Here is an 18,526-nt window from a genome sequence, read left to right on the forward strand (position 1 = left end):
GCCCGCCTCCCGCGCCGCCTCGAAACGTCCCAGATCGCACGCGGTCTCGTCGATCTCCAGCCGATAGCCCGACGACTCGGTGCGCAGCACCGTAGCCGGGTCGACCCCGGAATTACGCAGCGCCTTACGGATGTTCGAGACGAAGACCTGCAGGCTGGCAGCGTAGGAGTCAGGTGGTTCCTCGTTCCACACCAGATCGGCGAGCGCGGCCGACGACACCGCGCGCCGCCGATTCACCGTGAGCGCGGCGAGCAGAGCTCGCGGTTTGGGCCCGCCGACGGCTACCGGTTCACCACCGACGAGCAGTCGCACGGGCCCGAGCACGCGCACATCCAGACTCATGTGCACCAAGCCCCTGACGGATGTCTCAGGGTCAGGCGCTGATCGAGCGTCCGGCGGAGTGCAGGTCGTTGCAAGCCTCGACCACGCGGGCCGCCATCGACGCCTCCGCCTTCTTCAGGTAGCTGCGCGGGTCGTAGGCCTTCTTGTTGCCCACTTCGCCGTCGATCTTCAGCACGCCGTCGTAGTTGGCGAACATGTGCCCGGCGACCGGCCGGGTGAACGCGTACTGGGTGTCGGTGTCGACGTTCATCTTCACCACGCCGAAGCGCAGCGAGTCCTCGATCTCGGACTTCAGCGAGCCGGAACCGCCGTGGAAGACGAAGTCGAACGGCTGCGCGTCGGCGCCGAGGCCGAGCTTGGCCGCCGCGACACGCTGCCCCTCGGCGAGCACCTCGGGCTTGAGCACGACGTTGCCCGGCTTGTACACGCCGTGCACGTTGCCGAAGGTGGCCGCGAGCAGGTACTTGCCGTTCTCGCCCGCGCCGAGGGCATCGATGGTCTTCTGGAAGTCTTCCGGCGAGGTGTAGAGCTTTTCGTTTATCTCCGCCTCGACGCCGTCCTCTTCACCGCCGACGACACCGATCTCGACCTCGAGAATGATGTTCGCGGCGTGGGTGGCCTTCAGCAGTTCTTTGGCGATCTCGAGGTTCTCGTCGATCGGAATCGCGGAGCCGTCCCACATGTGCGACTGGAACAGCGGGTTCTTACCCGCGTTCACCCGCTCCTGGGAGATCGCGAGCAGCGGCCGGACGAAGGTGTCCAGCTTGTCCTTGGGGCAGTGGTCGGTGTGCAGCGCGATGGTCACGTCGTACTCGGCCGCGACCACGTGCGCGAACTCGGCCAGCGCCACCGCGCCGGTGACCATGTCCTTCACACCCTGGCCGGAGCCGAATTCCGCGCCGCCGGTGGAGAACTGGATGATGCCGTCGCTGCCCGCGTCCGCGAAGCCCTTGATGGCCGCGTTGACCGTCTCCGACGACGTGCAGTTGATGGCCGGGAAGGCGAAGGAATTGGCTTTGGCCCGACCGAGCATCTCGGCGTAGACCTCCGGAGTCGCGATGGGCACAGTAAGACCTCCGTGTTGTGCGGCAAAGACCTATTTTGTCAGCCCTTACCCTAAGGCAGCGGTGTTTCGCCTGGTATGCAGGGAGGGAGTGCACCGGTGACCCACCGGTAATTTCGCGCACTGCGCGAGCATTCTCAGGCGGAGCCGGTACTGTGGGGCCGGTAATTTGCGCTGGCAGCTTCCGACGCGGTGGCAAGCGATGAACGCCAGCCGTATCGGGACAGGAGGCCACGTGATTCTGCAGGCAGCGACAGAATCGGTGACGAGCAACCTCGCGCTGACCGAGTTGCTCGATCCGATGCACCTGCTCACGGAGACGTGGCTGAAGAACGCGGTGCTGCCGGCCATCCTGGTGATCGTCTTCATCGAGACCGGCCTGCTGTTCCCGATCCTGCCCGGCGACTCGCTGCTGTTCACCGGCGGCCTGCTGTCCGCGCAGCCGAATCCGCCGGTGTCGATCTGGGTGTTGGTGCCCGCCACCGTCCTGGTCGCGTTCGCCGGCGACCAGTGCGCCTACTGGATCGGACGGGCGATCGGACCGGCGCTGTTCCAGAAAGAGGACACCCGGTTCTTCAAGAAGCATTACGTCACGGAGACGCACGAATTCTTCGAGAAGCACGGGCCGAAGACGATCGTCCTGGCCCGGTTCGTGCCGATCGTGCGCACCTTCATGCCGGTACTGGCCGGGGTCTCCAAGATGGATTACCGCAAGTACGTCGCGTTCGACATCGTCGGCGCGCTCCTGTGGGGCGGCGGCGTCACGGTGCTCGGCTACTTCCTGGGCAACGTCGCGTTCATCCGTGACCACGTCGAGGCGATCTTCCTGCTCATCGTCTTCGTGTCGATCCTGCCCGGCATCACCGCGGTGGTGAAGAAGATTCGCCGCGGTACGCCCGTGTCCGACGCGGTCGAGAGCGAGCTGACCGCTTCGACCAGCGAGCCCACCCGCTGAAGCCGGTGACGACGGACTCGTCGCCCCTAGCCGTGGGCAGTTTCGATCCGCTGCTGTCGGCGGGCCCCGCGCTCGTCTGGGCAGTGGTGTTGACCTTCGTCTTCCTCGAGTGCGCGGTGATCCTCGGGCTGTTCCTGCCCGGTGATTCGATGCTCATCACCGCGGGCATCGTGATGGCATCGCACGCGTCGGGTGAGGCGCACGTGTGGGCGCTGTCGCTGGGCGCGATGGTGGCGGCCATCGCGGGCAACCAGGTCGGCTACGTCATCGGGCACCGGACCGGACGGCACCTGGTCGCCCGCAAGAACGGCAGATACATCAACGTCCGCAATCTGCAGCGCGTCGCGGAGCTGCTGCACCGGCACGGATTCGTCGCGGTGCTGATCGCCCGGTGGATCCCCTGGGTGCGCACCCTGTGCCCCTCGGTAGCGGGCGCGGCGCGAATGGACCACCGCAAGTTCACCGTGGCCAGCACCGTCGGCGCGATCGTCTGGGCGCCGGTGCTGCTGCTCATCGGCTATTACGCGGGCAACTTCCTGGGGCGCGTGCCGTGGCTGATGCCGATCGTGATCGGCACCCTGGTGGTGGGCTTGATCATCGGGACGGTGCTCGGCGTGCGGCACTACCGGCAGGAGATGTCCCAGCCCGCCGAGGACTTCGCGCTGGAGACGGCCCCGAGCGTGGTGTTGGAGTCCGAGAGCTGATCCGAGCTCACAGCCCCGCGGCGCTGACCTGGTAGGCCGCCTCCATGAGCAGCCAGCCGGACAACTGCACGGACATGTCGCGTCCCGGTACCTTCGACGAGGTCACCGAGCCGCCGGAAGTGAAGTAGCCGGCTCCGGCGCTGCCGCCGGGCAGTTGCGCGGGCTTGCTCCAGTCGTGGCCGAACAGTGGCTCGCCCTCCACCTGGAGCCGGTTCGCCCACGCCGCCTCGGCGGACGCGGTGACGATCGCGGCGGCCGCACGGCGGTCGGCGACCTGTTCGGAGTCCTCGCCGGGCAACATCACCGCGACCAGTGCCAGGTAACGGGCCAGGATGCCGTTGAACAGTCCGCCGTCGCCCCCGCCACCGCCGTTGACGACTCCCCCGGTGGTCATGCGTTCCTCGACGGCCGCGAGCAGCCGGTGCACGCGTTCGGCGTGTTTCGGATCGCCCGTCTGCACGGCCAGTTCGGTCTCCAGGCCGAGCGCCACTCCTTGGCAGTAGGTGAACACGGGACGCTCGATCTCGCCGGAGGGCAGATGGATGCCGTCGAGGATCAAACCGGTCTCCGGATCGCGCAGTGTCGCGTCCAACCAGTCGGCCATCTCCTGCGCACGCTGGATGCGCCCGAGCCGTAACAGCGCGATCGCGGCGGGACCGTTCGCGGGCGCGTTGAAATAGTCCGATCCGATGCGCCAGGGCAGACCGCCGCCGATCTGCGGCTGCCAGCCGTCGTGCAGCTGCTTCTCCAGTGCGGCCAGCGCACTGCGCACATCGGCGCCCTGAGTGCGCTCGGCGCGTTCCAGTGCGATGGCCAGCCATGCCATGTCGTCGTAGTACCGGTTGGTCCAGCCGGTGAGGTTGCGGATGCGGTGCGAGCGCGCCAGCGCGGCGATTCGTCTGCGGCGCAGCGGAGTCGGCGCCCGGTTCGCGGCGTCGGTCGCGCATTCGATCAGATGCGCCTGCCACCAGTAGTGCCACCCGCCGAAGACCCGCTCGCGCTTGGTGGCGGGCCAGCCGACCACGCCGAGTTCGGTACCCGGCAACGCCCACAGGGCGCGCAGGTGCCGCGAGATGATCGCCGATTCGGCCATATCGGCCCGTTCCGACCACAGCGTCGCGGGCGCGACGGCCTCCCGGCCCGTCCGTGTCCGGACAGCCGGCCGACGCCGTACCGCGGAGCCCTTTTCGGCGTGCTCCACGCGCGGCACCTCGATGTCGTCGCTCCGCGAGGTCATGACTCAATGGTGCCAGGCCAGAACGCATTTATGCGCCCGATTTGTTACAAAAGCGATGTGCAATCGTGCCGGTGTGCTCCGGCGCCGGAAGATCTCCTGCTCACACGGTCGAAGGCTCGTCCAACAGTCACCAAGCGGTCGCCGGGTCGGCGTGTTGCCGGATCCAGGCATGCATCGCGATCCCCGCGGCCACGCCCGCGTTGATGCTGCGGGTGGAACCGAACTGCGCGATCGACACCGTGAGCTGGGCGGCCTGCTTGGCATGGTCGGTGACGCCGGGCCCCTCTTGGCCGAACAGCAGCAGACAAGCGCGCGGCAGCGTGACCGTCTCCAGCGGGACCGAGCCCGGCACATTGTCGACGGCGACCACCGTCAATCCGGCGCGCTCGCTGAACGCCAGCAGTTCACCTATGTCGGCATGGTGCCGGATGTGCTGGTAGCGGTCGGTCACCATGGCGCCGCGGCGATTCCAGCGCCGCCTGCCGACGATGTGCACGGCGGCGGCGGCGAAGGCGTTCGCTGTGCGGACCACCGTGCCGATGTTCGCGTCGTGCCCGAAATTCTCGATCGCGACGTGGAACGGATGCCTGCGCCGGTCGATGTCGGCGACGATGGCCTCGCGGCTCCAGTACCGGTAGGCGTCGACCACGTTGCGCCGGTCGCCCGCGGCCACCAGTTCGGGATCCAGGCGCGGATCGTCCGGCGGCGGCTCGGCGTGTTCGCTCGCCCACGGGCCGACGCCGTTCGGGTGCTCGCCCCACTCCGTCGGCCCTGGTAGGTCCTGCTCCGCCGCGTCCGGCACCGGGTGACTCACCCCCACGATGCTAATTCCGGCCACCGCGCTCCCGACGGGTGGCCGGCTACCGGCTCAGTAGCTCGACGAACTTCCCGCGAACGCGCCGACCAGGCCGAGCACCAGCAGCAACAGCAGAAATAGCAAGGTCAGGCACATCAGCGCGGTCGCGATGATGCCGCAGATGTACCCCGCGTTGACATTTCCCCGCCCACCGATGGTTCCGCCGGAGGTATCTATCTCGTTGAGCGCCCGCTTGCCCATCACCCAGGCGAAGGGGCCGAGGAACTGGCACAGCACGAGGCTGAGAATGCCCAGGATCAGGACCGTGGTGGCTCTCGGGTGGTCCGGGGGCCCGTAGGCCCCATAGGCTGGATAGCCGTACGGCGGCTGCTGCGGCGGATAGCTCATCAGCAGGATCGTAGTAGGTGTGGCGGGTTACACCACACCGTGGCGGACAGCTCCCTCTAGCGCCGAAACCATCGCGACAACCATGGATTCGGCGGTCTTCCTCGATCGCCGTTATCGGACTGCCGGTGCTGCTCGGTGGAAGGGCACGCTGCCGACCATCCGAGTCCCGAACATTCTCGTGGGGCCAACCCGCACCCGCTATCGAGCGGCCGAGGTGTTGCTCGCCGTCGGAATTCTTTCACCCGGTTCACGGCGTACCGACCGGGTGACGAAATTCTTCGAGTACGCCGACGCCGGTATCGAGCACTACTGGCTGATCGACCTCGACAAGCCCACAAGTCTTGCCGCTTACCACCTCATCGGCCGTGACTACGAACTCGTCACCGAACAGTCCGGCACCGTGACGGTCAACGTTGCCGGAACCCCCGTGACGATCGATCTTGCCGCGCTGACCAGCAGTCGCGCACCCTGATAGCCCTCCACCACCGACTGTGCCGGGCCTATTCTGGAGGTCTGGCACTCGGGGTGGAGGCTGGTATGGATCACGAGCGGATATTGCGCACGGTGCTCGGGGTGACCGCCGGGTATCTGATCCTGCTGGCGCTGTGGCTGGGGTGGGTGGTGCATCGGACGCCGCCGGGAACCGTGCCGTATCAGATCGTGGCGCTGGTCGGGCTGTTCGGCTCGTGTGTCGGAATCGGGATGATGCTGGCCGCGCGGCCGTCCAAGGCGGATCGCCGATTGTGGCGGCACGGCTTGGAGGGCTGGGCGACCGTCGAGGGCGTGCACCCTCTGGAGCGCACCGACCATCACACCGAACTGACCGAGCTGGATCTCGAACTGACCGTGCCGGGCTCGGAAAGCTACCGGGGCACCGTGGTTTTCGACGCCACCCCGGCCGACAGGCCTCGGCTCGCGGTCGGCGAGATCCTGTCGATCCGCGTCGACCCGACGAACCGCGATCGCATCATTCTGCTGCTGTGATCACCGGTTCGACGTGCGCTTTCGGATCGGCGAGCAGGTACTGCGCGGCCGTGTAGGTCGCCAGGATCACGCCTTCGGTCACCCGGCGGGCACGCTCACCGCGGACGAACAATCGTCGCAGCACGATGAGCCCGTCGGAGACGGTGAACAGCAGTGCCCCGAGCCCGAGGCGACTACGCGGATCCGCACCGGGAACATTCACGCCCGCAATGTTTTTCGCGGCGGGTGCGAGCGCCGGGTCGGATGCCAGCACGGCTGCGGCGCCCAGGGTGGCGCCGTAGGCAGTCAGCGGTGCGGCCACCGAGGCCGCCTTCTTCCGCAGCAACCCGGCGGCACCCAGCCAGGCGGCGACCCGCGGCACGGCCACATCGGCGGCGGGCCTGCCACCCATCCGCCACCACAATGTGGCGTATCCGGCCTGCATCACCGCGAACGAGGACGCACCCGCGATCAGCTTGCGGTCGTCATCCGGATCGATGAGCAGGATGTCGCCGACGGTCGCCGCGCCCAGTGACCCGATCAACACCGTGCGCTCGGTGGACGGCAGTTCCCTGCCTTGGGTCGCCACGTCGGCCGCGAGCAGCGGCATCAGCAGTGGCTTCGCGATCCATTGCGCCTTCTCCCGCCCGGTGACGGCGCCGTAGACGGTGACCACCGCCGCGGCCAGATACCCGGCTCGGAACGGGCGCACGACTAGAAGCTCGGCTCGGCCGGGGCGGGCGGCAGCGTGACGACCTGGCCCGCGTAGCTCAAACCGGCGCCGAAACCGAGCAACAACGCCGTCTGCCCGCCCTTCGCCTTGCCGGTGACCAGCATCTCCTCGATCGCGAGCGGAATGGACGCGGCCGAGGTGTTGCCGGTGTTCTCGATGTCGTTGGCCATCGGGATCTCGTCGGCCAGCCCGAGGTTCTTCTTCATCAGCTCGTTGATCCGGGCGTTGGCCTGGTGCGGGACGAAAACCTCGATGTCCTCCTTGGCCACGCCGGACATCTCGAGCGCGGTGGACAGTGCCCGCGGCAGGGTGACCGCGGCCCAGCGGAAGACCCGCGGGCCTTCCATCCGCAACGACATCCGGCCGACCGGATCGACGGCCGGGTCCATACCCTGCATGGCCTGGGCGCGGTGCATGTACTCCAGGAAGTCGATGTCCTGCATGATCGCGGCGGCGTTCTCGCCGTCGCTGCCCCACACCGTGGGCGAGATGCCGTTCTCGTCGCTCGGGCCGACCACCACCGCGCCCGCGCCGTCTCCGAAGATCATCGCGGTGCCGCGGTCGGTGGGATCGAGCCCTACAGTCATCGTCTCGGCGCCGATGAGCAGCACGTACTCGGCGGAGCCGGACCGGATCATGTCGGCGGCCACGCCGAGGCCGTAGCCGAAGCCGCCGCAGCCGGAGGTCAGGTCGAAGGCGGGGACGCCGTTCATCCCGATGTCGTAGGCCACCTGCGGCGCGCCGTGCGGAGTCAGGGTCAGCCAACTGGAGGTGGCCAGGATCACGGCGCCGATCTTCGCGCGGTCGACGCCGCTGTTGACGATCGCGCGCTCGCCCGCCGCCGCGGCGATCGACCGGAGCGTCTCGTCGCCGCTGATCCAGCGCCGGTTGCGGACACCGGTGCGCTCGTAGATCCACTCGTCGGTGGAATCCAGGACCTCGCACACCTCGGCGTTGCTGACCAGGCGCTTGGGTCGGTAAGCGCCGATTCCGAGCATCGCAACTTTCTCGCGACTTTTGTTGACTGCAATGCTCACCACTGGTGACTCACACGACCCTTCACCTTCGAAGACTTAAACCATTGTCCAGGCTATCCCAGCGCGAGATCCTTCAGGCCGAGGATCGACCGGTACTCCAGTCCTTCCGCGGCAATCACCTGGTCGGCGCCGGTTTCGCGGTCGACGACGGTGGCGACGCCGACCACGGTTGCGCCCGCCGCGCGCAGCGCCCGCACCGCGGTCAGCGGCGAATTGCCGGTCGTGGTGGTGTCCTCGACGACCAGCACCCGCTTGCCCACGATGTCCGGGCCTTCGATCTGTCGCTGCATGCCGTGCGACTTCGCCGCCTTGCGCACCACGAACGCATCGATCGGGCGACCGGGCGCGTGCATCACGGCCAGCGCCACCGGGTCAGCGCCCATGGTGAGGCCGCCGACGGCGTCGAAATCCCAGTCCGCGACAAGTTCGCGTAGCAGTTTGCCGATCAGCGGGCCCGCGCCGTGGTGCAGGGTCGCGCGGCGCAGGTCGACGTAGTAGTCGGCCTCCTTGCCCGAGGACAGGGTCACCCGGCCGTGCACCACGGCGAGCTCGCGTACCAGCGCGGCCAACCTGTCCCTGTCGTTGGTAATCACGTCGATCATCTCGAGTCCTTCCGCGTGCGTTGAACAGCCCGCGATCGAGCCGGGCCCCCAGGGTTCACGGGATCGCTCCGGCGAGGGTTGTAAGCGCTTTGTACTGCATACCGGGCACGCTGAGCACCCGGCCCTTCTCCAGATCACGTCGTGAGCCGGCGACTACCTGGTCGACGCTCGGCCACAACGCTTCGGGCAGCGAGGACATCTGGATGCCTGCTCGCTGATGGAATTCCGTACGGACGAATCCCGAGCACAGGGCTCGAGCCCGGACTCCGGTCCCGGCCGATCCCCCTGCCAACCCTTCCGTGAAGGATAGTGCCGTGCGACGCCGCTCGTCCCGAGCAGCGAGCACCAGGTCATAGCCGAGCGAGGCCAGGCGGGTCGCGTAACGGCGGCCGATACCCGAGGCCGGTCCGGTGATCAAGACCACCGGACGGGTGGCGCCGGGCATCCTGGGGTGTGGATGCTCGCTCATGTGGGCGCGCGGCCGGTCACTTCGGCACGGGTCCCTGGTAGGGCCGGAATCCGGGATGGAAGGGTCCGCCGGGCGGGTCGGCAGGCCGCTGCCGGGACTCGGGATCGGGCCGGCCCTCGGCGTCGCGCTCCGCACGCGGTCGTGGCTGCTCGTCCTCGCGCACGCGGACGCGCGTGTTCGGCACGACGGCGAGCGACGGTCGACGCGCCGGTTCCTGGCCCGGATCGTCCGCACGCTCGTCGGCGTAGGCGTCGTCGCCGGGCCCTTCGTCGTCCTCGGTCTCGGCGCGCGGCCGATCGTCGGCGTCGTCCTCGCGCCGGCGTTCGCGGGGGCGCGGACGGCCCTGATCGTGTCCACCGCCGTCGGAGCGCGGCTCGCTGACCGGCGGCAGTACGTGCAGCAGACCGGACAGGCGCAGCACCGCGTCGATCGCGCCCTCCCAGTCCTTCGGAGTGGTGCCGACCAGCAACATGCCCAGCGTCCAGTTGCCCTCGCTCCAGAGCATCTGCACGGTGTCCGGCAGATTCTCGATGAAAGCGACCATGCGCTGATCGACCGCGTGCCTGGCGATCTCGGGGTTGGTGGCGAAGACCACGCGGTCGCCGATGGCGCCGAGCAGTTCCAGATCGTGGTCCTTGGGCGGGGCGGCCGTCTTCAACCGCATGTCGACGTCGATGTCCGAGCCGATCTGGCGGCGCACCGCGACCAGCGTCGCGGAATCCTCCAGATCGAACAGCACGAACTTCTCGCCCTTGCGGATACCGGAGACCACGTCGACCGCGGAGAGATAGCCCAATTTGGCCAGCGCGCCGCGGCGCCACGTGGATGGCAGCGCGGGTTCCACGGACACGTAGGTATAGCCCTGCGACTTCGCCCAGACCTGTCGCGCGTGACCGGTCCGCTGCCGCTGGAGCCGATCGAAATACAGCAGCACGATCGCGCCCACGAGCGCGATCGCCGCCAACCCGAACCACATTGCCGTCATCGACGCCTAGCCTAATAGTCCCGGCCGGACATGGTCCGTCATTACCCCCGCGCCGGGCCGAGCGAAACGGATGCGGTCACCGATCCCGCTCACCGGGCGGATGCGCGGCACCGCACACCGGGGGCAGCCGGGGCGGTTCATCGTCCGCCGCCGGACAGCGAGGTACCGATGATGATCTTGGCCTGGATCGATCCGTCCGGGCCCTTGTCGCCCTGGATCATGACGAGTTCACCGGGGGCCAGGTCGGACACTTCGGTGCCCGTCAACGCGATCACCTGAGTACTCGCGTCCGTGCGCACCGTGATGGTGTTGCCCATCACCGAACTCACCGTCAGGGTGCCCCCGTCGTTGGCGGTGATGGTGCCCACGGTCGCGCCGAGTCCGTCGACATCGCCGAGGCCGGGCACGCTGGGCAGCCCGCTCGGCGGCGTCGGCTGCGCGGTCCTGGTCCCCGGCACGGGCTTGCTCGTGACGCGCGCCGTCGAGGCCGCCGCCGTGTCGGCCGAACTGGAATCGCTGCCGCCCAGCAGCACGCCCGCGACCACCCCGACGGCGCCGATCAGCAGCACGACGCCGAGGCCGAGGGCGATCCACAGGCCGGTGTTGCGCCGCGGTGGCTGCGGCGGCCCCGGCGGCGGTGCACCGCCGGGCGGCATCCCGCCACCGGGCGGCATCGCCGTACCCGGCCACCGATCACCGCCGCTGTCCGGGTACGCGGCCCACTGGGCGTCGTAGGCGGGGAACTCGCGTGTCGCGTTGGGGCCCGGCGGCCCCCACGCGCCGTAATGCTCCGTCGGGGGATATTCCGACGGCACTGCGGTGCCGTACGCCTCGAGGTACTCCGTGGTGTGCGTCGGGTCCCCGGATCCGGACTTGCCCGGCGGCCCCAGGTGTTCGGTCGGCGCATCCTCCGGCCGCTGTCCCCAGGGATCGTTCGGGTTGGTCATGCGTTCCAGCGTAGGCTTTGTTCGCTCACTCGCGCCCGCACCCGCTGAACCGATGCGCTCTCCGGAAGACCGGCGCCGGTGCCCGATCCCCTGGGCGCGACGCGGCCGCCGATCGGTTCCCCGTTGGTGTCGCCACCGCGCCGAATCTTTGAAACATGGTGTGCGCGAATCGAGTTGCGCAGTGGTCCTCGAACGGGCCTCGCCCCGAACGCTGCTCGGAACGAGGCCGCTCGCTCACCGTCCGACGATCAGGCCGTCCCCGCCGGGGCTGACGCTCACCTTGACGCTGTCGCCGTCGGTGACCTCGCCCGCGAGCAGTTCCTTGGCCAGGGAGTCGCCGATCGCCTGCTGGATCAGCCTGCGCAGCGGACGCGCGCCGTAGGCGGGGTCGTAGCCGCGCACGGCCAGCCAGAACCGAGCCGAATCGCTGACCTCCAGCTTCAGCCTGCGCTGCGCCAGCCGCTTCTGCAGCTGGTCGAGCTGGATGTCGACGATGTGCTCGAGCTGCTCCTCGTCGAGCGCGTGGAACATCACCACGTCGTCGAGGCGGTTGAGGAACTCCGGCTTGAAGGCCGATCGCACCGCGTTCATGACGAACTCGCGATCACCGCCCGAACCCAGGTTCGAGGTCAGGATGAGGATGGTGTTGCGGAAGTCCACCGTGCGGCCTTGGCCGTCGGTGAGCCTGCCCTCGTCGAGCACCTGGAGCAGGATGTCGAACACGTCCGGGTGCGCCTTCTCGATCTCGTCGAACAGCACCACCGTGTAGGGCCTGCGCCGCACCGCCTCGGTGAGCTGACCGCCCTGGTCGTAACCGATGTAGCCGGGCGGGGCCCCGACCAGCCGGGCCACCGAGTGCTTCTCGCTGTACTCACTCATGTCGATGCGGACCATGGCGCGCTCGTCGTCGAACAGGAAGTCCGCCAACGCCTTCGCCAGCTCGGTCTTGCCGACGCCGGTCGGGCCGATGAACATGAACGAGCCGGTCGGACGGTTCGGATCGGCGACACCCGCGCGCGCCCGGCGCACCGCGTCGGACACCGCCTGCACCGCCTCGGTCTGACCGACCACGCGACGGCCCAGCTCCTCCTCCATGCGCAGCAGCTTCTGCGTCTCCCCTTCCAGCATCCGGCCCACCGGGATGCCGGTCCACGAGGACACCACCTCGGCGATGTCGTCCGGGCCGACCTCCTCCTTGAGCATGACCTCGCCGTCTCCGGCCGTCGCGGAAGTCTGCTCGGCTTCGGCGAGCTGCTTCTCCAGCGCCGGGATCCGGCCGTAGCGCAGTTCGGCAGCTTTGCCCAGGTCACCGTCGCGCTCGGCACGCTCGGATGCGCCGCGCAGCGCCTCCAGTTCCTCCTTCAGCGTGCGCACCTGGTCGATCGCGTTCTTCTCGTTCTGCCAGCGGGTGGTCAGCTGGTTGAGCTTCTCCCGGTCGTCGGCGAGTTCGGCGCGCAGTTTCTCCAGCCGCTGCTTGGATGCCTCGTCGGTCTCCTTGGCGAGGGCGACCTCTTCGATCTCCAGCCTGCGCACCGCGCGCTCCACCTCGTCGATCTCCACCGGGCGGGAGTCGATCTCCATGCGCAACCGGGAGGCCGACTCGTCGACCAGGTCGATCGCCTTGTCCGGCAGGAACCGGGAGGTGATGTAGCGGTCCGACAGCGTGGCGGCGGCGACCAGCGCGGAGTCGGTGATGCGGACGCCGTGGTGCACCTCGTAGCGCTCCTTGATGCCGCGCAGGATGCCGATGGTGTCCTCCACCGACGGCTCCCCGACCAGCACCTGCTGGAAGCGCCGCTCCAGGGCCGCGTCCTTCTCGATGTGCTTGCGGTACTCCTCCAGCGTGGTCGCGCCGACCAGGCGCAACTCGCCGCGAGCGAGCATCGGCTTGATCATGTTGCCCGCGTCCATCGCCGATTCGCCGGTCGCGCCCGCGCCGACGATGGTGTGCAGCTCATCGATGAACGTGATGATCTGGCCCGCGCTGTTCTTGATGTCCTCCAGCACGGCCTTGAGCCGCTCCTCGAATTCGCCGCGGTACTTCGCGCCCGCGACCATCGCACCGAGGTCGAGCGCCACCACCGACTTGCCGCGCAGCGACTCCGGGACGTCGCCCGCCACGATGCGCTGGGCCAAGCCCTCGACGATCGCCGTCTTACCGACGCCCGGCTCGCCGATCAGCACCGGGTTGTTCTTGGTGCGCCTGCTCAAGACCTGCACCACCCGGCGGATCTCGGTGTCCCGGCCGATCACCGGGTCGAGCTTGCCGGAGCGGGCGGCTTCGGTGAGATCGGTGGAGTACTTTTCCAGCGCCTGGTAGCTGCCTTCCGGATCGGGGCTGGTCACGCGGGCGCTGCCGCGTACCGCGGTGAACGCCGAACGCAGCGCGTCGTCGGTGGCGCCGTACTTGGTGAGCAACATGGTCACGTCGGAGTCGCCCGCGGCGAGACCGACCATCACGTGTTCGGTGGAGACGTATTCGTCACCGAGTTCGGTGGCCAGGCGCTGCGCCGCGGTGATCGCGGCGAGCGCTTCGCGGCCCAGCGGCGGTGTGGTGGTGGCGCCGGTCGCCCGCGGCAGCCGGTCCACCAGGTCCTGTGCCTCGCGTCGCACGGTCGCCGGATCCGTTCCGACGGCCTTCAGTAAGGGCGCGGCGATGCCGTCGGTTTGATCCAGCAACGCCACCAGCAAGTGCGCCGGACGAATCTCCGGGTTGCCCGCGGCGGAGGCCGCCTGCAGGGCGGCGGTGAGCGCCGCCTGGGTCTTGGTGGTGGGATTGAACGAGTCCACGAGTCACCTTCCTGCTAGTCGATTCGCACGACCTCGAGCACGATGCCGGTGCGACCGAAGCACGCGCTTCGTCTCGCCCGCTCGCCTACCGGCTCGACGCCGTTCCTTACCGTCCAACGTCGGAAAGGTTGAGTCTGTTCCGCTCAAGTTCAGAATTTTCGCCGCACCGGCCCGTCGCCACGGATCGGATCGAACGCTACGCCCCGGCACCCGCGAAAGCGACGCCCCCGGCGACACCGCCGATGCGGTGATTCCGCACGTCGGCGGGGTTCGGATGCCTACGATGACCTCGGCCGTCTCTTGTTGCATCACTCTTCACCCCGAATCAAGGAGCGAATGGATGCGCGCGATCGTGGTACGGAAGTTCGGAGCGACGCCGGAACTGGCCGAGATGCCGATGCCCGAGCCCGGGCCCGGAACCGTGCGGGTTCAACTCCAGGCGGCCGGGGTGAATCCTTTCGACCGGAAAGTGGCCTCCGGGATCCTGGACGGCAAACTGCCGCACGACTTCCCGATGATCCTCGGGGTGGACGGCGCGGGCACCGTCGCCACGGTCGGCGCGGGCGTCAGCCGCTTCGCCGTCGGAGACCGGGTGGTCGGCAAATTCCTCACACCGCCGGTGGGCCACGGCAGCTTCGCCGAGTTCGCGGTACTTCCGGAAGGCGGCACGCTGGTGCCGATCCCGCCCGGCGTGCCGACCGTCGCGGCCGCCGCGCTGCCGACCGCAGGCGTCACCGCACAAGACCTGGTGGACGCCACGCACATCCGGCCCGGCCAGACCGTGCTGATCGTGGGCGCGACCGGCGGCGTCGGTTCCTTCCTGGTGCAACTGGCCAATATCGCGGGGGCGCACGTCATCGCGACGGCGCGCGGCGATTCCGCCGATCAGATGACCCGGCTGGGCGCGGCCGAGACGGTGGACTACACCGCGGGCCCGGTGCGCGAACAGGTCGCCGCCGCGCATCCGGACGGCATCGACGTGCTGTTCGACCTGGTGAGCCCGCCCGAGGCGCTAGCCGAGCTGACCACGCTGGTCCGCGACGGCGGCACCGTCTACTCCACCACCTTCGCCGCCGACGAGGAGGCGTTGCGCGCGCGGTCGATCAAGGGCGGCAACATCGAATCCCAGGGCAAAGCGCCGGAACTGGCCCGGCTGATCCAGCGCGTCGCGGCGGGTGACGTGGTCGTGCCGATCGACGCCACCGTCCCGCTGGCGGAGGGACCGGCGGTCATCGGAGCGCCCGGCGCTCGCGGCAAGACCGTGCTCGCCATCTGAGCCGTACCGGCCCACCACGCCTGGCCTGTGTCCCGCGAGACCCCGGAGGTGTGTGCTGAGCACCCGACCACCCCAATTCGGCCTGTTCCTGATCCCGGAGGCCGAGGATTTTCGCAGGCTCGCCGAGCTGAGCGTGTACGCCGACGTGTCCGGGCTCGACCTGATCGGGATCCAGGACCACCCCTACCAGCGCCGTTTCCTGGACACCTGGACGCTGATCACCGCTCTGGCCGCGCGGACCGAGCAGATCACCTTCTTCCCCGACGTGGCCAACCTGCCACTGCGTCACCCCGCCTTGCTCGCCAAATCGGTGGCCTCGCTCGACATCATCAGCGACGGCCGGATCCAACTAGGCCTCGGCGCGGGCGCGTTCTGGGACGCGGTCGCCGGGATGGGCGGACCGCGCAGAACCGGCGGCGAAGCGGTGCGCGCCCTCGGCGAGGCGATCGCGGTCATCCGCGCCCTGTGGAGCGACGCGCGATCGGTCCGGGTGCCCGGGACCTTCTACTCGCTGGCCGGCGCGCATCCCGGTCCCCGGCCGCGGCACGATCCCGGGATCTGGCTCGGGGCGCGGGGGCCGCGCATGCTCGAGCTCACCGGACGCGTCGCCGACGGCTGGGTGCCGTCGGCCGCGTGGGCGCCACCGGAGTTCCTCGCCGAAGCGGGCAGGCGGATCGACGACGCCGCCGCCGTGGCGGACCGGGACCCGCTGGCGGTGCGGCGGGTGTTGAACGTGTCCGGGACCATCACCGCGGACGGAACCGATCACGGCTTCCTGGAGGGTCCGGTCGAGCGCTGGGTCGACGATCTGCTGGGTTTGCACCATGACCAGCGGATCGACGGATTCGTCTTCTGGCCCACCGAGGGGGAACCGGTCGAGCAGATCCGTCGTTATACCGAGCAGGTCGTGCCTGTGGTTCGGGCCGGCGCGGGTCCGTGACCGGCGTCTACTCGGCCGGGACGGGTCGCGAAGGTGCGGCGCCGTTCGCCTCCGGTGCCGGTTACCGACGGGTCAGCAGCATCCGCCGTTTGCCCACCGATTACCGTTTGGCCGGGTCTTACGGCACCGACGGGTGCGGTCGGGCGTAGTCCGTCGCCAGCCCGTGCTCGCCGGAACGCGGGCGAAGGTACGCCTATACCCACACGACCACGGCATTTTCGGGGATACTTGTCGGCGGGAGACCGCCGGTAACGGGTATGTCCCCGGGCAGAACTGAGGGAAAGGAAGCTCCACGTCGTGGATGCGCGTTCGGCTGCGCTGGTCCGCGCCAATTTTCGTTCGGTGATCGAGTCACCGAATGGACCCGAGCGGTTGGTCAGTGCGTTCTACGGACATTTGTTCGCCGAGAATCCCCGGCTGCGCGAATTGTTCCCGCCCGCCATGGAGATGCAGGCCAAGCGGATCGCCACGGCAATCCAGTACGTGCTCGATCACCTGGAGGACTGGGACCGGGCGCAGAAATTCTTGGAGCAACTCGCCCGCGACCACCGCAAGTACGGCGTCGAGGCGGCGCACTACGACGTGGCGGGCCGCGCGCTGCTCGCGGCGTTCCGCGCCTACAACGGCGCGGCCTGGAACCGGGGTCTGGAGGAGGGCTGGCGTGACATCACGATCCTGATCTCCGCGTCCATGGCCATCGGCGCGAACTCCGACAAGTCGCAGCCGGTGTGGGAGGCGACCGTGGTCGGCCATCGCCGCGTGCTGGAGGACCTGGCCATCGTGCGCCTGCAATCCGACGGGCCGGTGCCCTACCAGGCCGGACAGTACGTGCCGGTGACGATCCCGCAGCGGCCCAAGATGTGGCGCTATTTCTCCCCGGCCATCCCGTCCAACCCGTACGGCGAGATCGAGTTCCACGTGCGCAAGATCCGCGGCGGCTGGGTGAGCCCGGCGATCGTCAACGAGACCAGGGTGGGCGACCGATGGCGGATCGCGGGCCCGCTCGGCGGACTGCACGTCGACCGGGACAGCGGCCGCGACGTGCTCATGATCGGCGCGGGCACCGGTATCGCGCCGCTGCGCGCCCAGCTCATCGAGATGGGCCAGCGCGGCATCAATCCGCGCGTGCACTTCTTCATCGGCGGCCGCTATCCCTGCGATCTGTACGACGTGGAGAACATGTGGCAGCTCTCGCAGAGCAACCCGTGGCTGACCATCGTTCCGGTGTGCGAGCAGAAGACCAATCCGTGGTGGTACCCGCATCCGCCGCAGGACGCGCCGTACGGCATGCACCGGCGCTTGATCGGTAATCTCGGCGCCGTCGTCGCGAGCTTCGGCGCGTGGGCGGACCGCCAGATCCAAATCGCCGGATCGGCCCGGATGATCGCGGACACCCAGCGCGCACTCATCGCCGTCGGCACCCCTGAGCAGAACATCAGCTGCGACCCTGTGTAACGAAGGAGGCCCCGTTGGGGGATCCGAGCATGCTCGGTAACGGAAATCAAGCGCCGGAGTGGACCTCGACCGTGGTCGGTCATCATCGGTTGCGGCACGATCTCGCGGTGATCCGCCTGATCGGCGAATTCGTGCCGTTCGCCGCCGGACAATCGGTCGAGGTGCGAGTCCCGCAGCACCCCGGCGTGCGCCGCAGGTTCTCCCCCGCGCTGCCGCCCTCGCTGGACGGCAAGCTGGAGTTCCACGTGCGCACGGTGCCGGGCGGCTGGTGCAGCGGCGCGATCGTCGCCGACACGCAGCCGGGTGACGAGTGGCGGATCGGCGCTCCGGCCGGCGGATTCTGGGTCGACCCCGACGGCGACGAGGTGGTGATGATCGCAGGCGGCACCGGATTGGCGCCGATGCGCGCCCAGATCCTGGAACTGGCGCGCAAGCCTTCCCCGCCGCCCACCTACCTCTTCGTCGGCGGGCGCTCCCCCCGCGACCTGTACGCCTCGGACATGCTCTTCCTGCTGGCCGGCGAATTGCCCTGGCTCACCGTCATCCCGGTGGTGGAAAGCCTGGAGGACCCGAACTGGGTCGACGAGTGGTACGAGCAGGCCCGAGTCGACATCGGCTTCTCACCCGACGACCTGCTCTACGGCACACTCGCCGAAGTCCTCGGCTCCCACGGCGCGTTCCGCGAGCACCAAGTGCTGGTCTGCGGCTCCCCCGCCATGGTCCAGACCACCGTCGATCGCCTCCTGGAGACCGGAACACCCCCCGAACGAATCCAATTCGAGGGGCTTTGACCCACCGCCGCCGTTCGCACAGAACACCGTCTG

20 protein-coding genes are annotated in these 18,526 nt (G+C 68.8%); 8 read left to right on the forward strand and 12 right to left on the reverse strand.

Annotated features, from left to right (window positions below):
• A partial coding sequence (locus tag ACFU5M_RS31120) for a winged helix-turn-helix domain-containing protein (protein WP_379054559.1) occupies nucleotides 1-342 on the reverse strand: 342 nt, incomplete at its 3' end.
• Between the two features lie 31 nt (nucleotides 343-373).
• Nucleotides 374-1,408: a class II fructose-bisphosphate aldolase gene (fbaA, locus tag ACFU5M_RS31125; protein ID WP_379054561.1), complete on the reverse strand. Its 1,035-nt coding sequence runs from the start codon at nucleotides 1,406-1,408 to the stop codon at nucleotides 374-376.
• Between the two features lie 298 nt (nucleotides 1,409-1,706).
• Here fbaA and ACFU5M_RS31130 point away from each other — a divergent pair, with 298 nt between their 5' ends.
• Both ACFU5M_RS31130 and ACFU5M_RS31135 read left to right on the forward strand, forming a co-directional pair.
• A complete protein-coding gene (locus ACFU5M_RS31130) occupies nucleotides 1,707-2,360 on the forward strand; it encodes a DedA family protein (RefSeq protein WP_379054590.1) in 654 nt (217 codons plus the stop codon).
• 5 nt (nucleotides 2,361-2,365) lie between these two features.
• Nucleotides 2,366-3,064 carry a DedA family protein gene (locus ACFU5M_RS31135; RefSeq protein ID WP_379054563.1) on the forward strand — a complete coding sequence of 233 codons (699 nt, stop codon included), beginning with the start codon at nucleotides 2,366-2,368 and terminating at the stop codon, nucleotides 3,062-3,064.
• Between the two features lie 7 nt (nucleotides 3,065-3,071).
• Here ACFU5M_RS31135 and ACFU5M_RS31140 read toward each other — a convergent pair whose 3' ends face one another.
• From ACFU5M_RS31140 to ACFU5M_RS31150, 3 genes are all read right to left on the reverse strand, one after another.
• Entirely contained in the window at nucleotides 3,072-4,157 is a 1,086-nt protein-coding gene (locus ACFU5M_RS31140) for a glycoside hydrolase family 76 protein (RefSeq protein ID WP_379054592.1), read from the reverse strand.
• 271 nt (nucleotides 4,158-4,428) lie between these two features.
• Nucleotides 4,429-5,115 carry a TrmH family RNA methyltransferase gene (locus tag ACFU5M_RS31145; protein ID WP_379054565.1) on the reverse strand — a complete coding sequence of 229 codons (687 nt, stop codon included), beginning with the start codon at nucleotides 5,113-5,115 and terminating at the stop codon, nucleotides 4,429-4,431.
• A 54-nt stretch (nucleotides 5,116-5,169) separates the two neighbouring features.
• On the reverse strand, nucleotides 5,170-5,505 hold the full coding sequence (locus tag ACFU5M_RS31150; RefSeq protein ID WP_379054567.1) for a DUF4190 domain-containing protein: 336 nt from the start codon (nucleotides 5,503-5,505) through the stop codon (nucleotides 5,170-5,172).
• 19 nt (nucleotides 5,506-5,524) lie between these two features.
• On the opposite strand from ACFU5M_RS31150, the gene ACFU5M_RS31155 reads away from it, so the two are divergent.
• Both ACFU5M_RS31155 and ACFU5M_RS31160 read left to right on the forward strand, forming a co-directional pair.
• Nucleotides 5,525-5,977, forward strand: coding sequence for a Uma2 family endonuclease (locus ACFU5M_RS31155; protein WP_379054569.1), 453 nt, complete (start codon nucleotides 5,525-5,527; stop codon nucleotides 5,975-5,977).
• Nucleotides 5,978-6,042: 65 nt separating this feature from the next.
• On the forward strand, nucleotides 6,043-6,489 hold the full coding sequence (locus ACFU5M_RS31160) for a hypothetical protein (protein WP_379054571.1): 447 nt from the start codon (nucleotides 6,043-6,045) through the stop codon (nucleotides 6,487-6,489).
• Here ACFU5M_RS31160 and ACFU5M_RS31165 read toward each other — a convergent pair.
• The 7 genes from ACFU5M_RS31165 to clpB all read right to left on the reverse strand — a co-directional run bounded on the left by ACFU5M_RS31165 (nucleotide 6,473) and on the right by clpB (nucleotide 14,031).
• Nucleotides 6,473-7,180, reverse strand: coding sequence for a lysoplasmalogenase family protein (locus tag ACFU5M_RS31165; RefSeq protein WP_379054574.1), 708 nt, complete (start codon nucleotides 7,178-7,180; stop codon nucleotides 6,473-6,475). The two genes, ACFU5M_RS31160 and ACFU5M_RS31165, sit on opposite strands and share 17 nt — an antisense overlap.
• A gap of 2 nt (nucleotides 7,181-7,182) precedes the next feature.
• The gene (locus ACFU5M_RS31170) at nucleotides 7,183-8,241 is read right to left on the reverse strand and encodes a beta-ketoacyl-ACP synthase 3 (RefSeq protein WP_379054576.1); all 1,059 of its coding nucleotides are present in this window, start codon (nucleotides 8,239-8,241) and stop codon (nucleotides 7,183-7,185) included.
• 50 nt (nucleotides 8,242-8,291) lie between these two features.
• Nucleotides 8,292-8,840: an orotate phosphoribosyltransferase gene (pyrE, locus tag ACFU5M_RS31175; RefSeq protein ID WP_040870748.1), complete on the reverse strand. Its 549-nt coding sequence runs from the start codon at nucleotides 8,838-8,840 to the stop codon at nucleotides 8,292-8,294.
• Nucleotides 8,841-8,895: 55 nt separating this feature from the next.
• A complete protein-coding gene (locus ACFU5M_RS31180; protein ID WP_379054578.1) occupies nucleotides 8,896-9,309 on the reverse strand; it encodes an SDR family NAD(P)-dependent oxidoreductase in 414 nt (137 codons plus the stop codon).
• A gap of 16 nt (nucleotides 9,310-9,325) precedes the next feature.
• The gene (locus ACFU5M_RS31185; protein ID WP_379054594.1) at nucleotides 9,326-10,285 is read right to left on the reverse strand and encodes a hypothetical protein; all 960 of its coding nucleotides are present in this window, start codon (nucleotides 10,283-10,285) and stop codon (nucleotides 9,326-9,328) included.
• Between the two features lie 146 nt (nucleotides 10,286-10,431).
• On the reverse strand, nucleotides 10,432-11,241 hold the full coding sequence (locus ACFU5M_RS31190) for a DUF5666 domain-containing protein (protein ID WP_379054580.1): 810 nt from the start codon (nucleotides 11,239-11,241) through the stop codon (nucleotides 10,432-10,434).
• Nucleotides 11,242-11,475: 234 nt separating this feature from the next.
• Complete coding sequence (gene clpB, locus ACFU5M_RS31195) at nucleotides 11,476-14,031, reverse strand: ATP-dependent chaperone ClpB (RefSeq protein ID WP_379054582.1); 2,556 nt, start codon at nucleotides 14,029-14,031, stop codon at nucleotides 11,476-11,478.
• Nucleotides 14,032-14,371: 340 nt separating this feature from the next.
• Here clpB and ACFU5M_RS31200 point away from each other — a divergent pair, with 340 nt between their 5' ends.
• The 4 genes from ACFU5M_RS31200 (at nucleotide 14,372) to ACFU5M_RS31215 (ending at nucleotide 18,493) form a co-directional block, all read left to right on the forward strand.
• Nucleotides 14,372-15,307 (forward strand): NADP-dependent oxidoreductase, encoded by a 936-nt coding sequence (locus ACFU5M_RS31200; RefSeq protein ID WP_379054584.1) that lies wholly within the window; start codon nucleotides 14,372-14,374, stop codon nucleotides 15,305-15,307.
• Between the two features lie 52 nt (nucleotides 15,308-15,359).
• The gene (locus ACFU5M_RS31205) at nucleotides 15,360-16,247 is read left to right on the forward strand and encodes an LLM class flavin-dependent oxidoreductase (RefSeq protein WP_379054586.1); all 888 of its coding nucleotides are present in this window, start codon (nucleotides 15,360-15,362) and stop codon (nucleotides 16,245-16,247) included.
• Between the two features lie 297 nt (nucleotides 16,248-16,544).
• Complete coding sequence (locus ACFU5M_RS31210) at nucleotides 16,545-17,702, forward strand: FAD-binding oxidoreductase (RefSeq protein WP_379054588.1); 1,158 nt, start codon at nucleotides 16,545-16,547, stop codon at nucleotides 17,700-17,702.
• 29 nt (nucleotides 17,703-17,731) lie between these two features.
• Complete coding sequence (locus ACFU5M_RS31215; RefSeq protein ID WP_379054596.1) at nucleotides 17,732-18,493, forward strand: FAD-binding oxidoreductase; 762 nt, start codon at nucleotides 17,732-17,734, stop codon at nucleotides 18,491-18,493.
• Nucleotides 18,494-18,526: the final 33 nt, after the last annotated feature.

It is taken from the genome of Nocardia sp. NPDC057455 (assembly GCF_042802775.1).
GTDB lineage: Bacteria > Actinomycetota > Actinomycetes > Mycobacteriales > Mycobacteriaceae > Nocardia.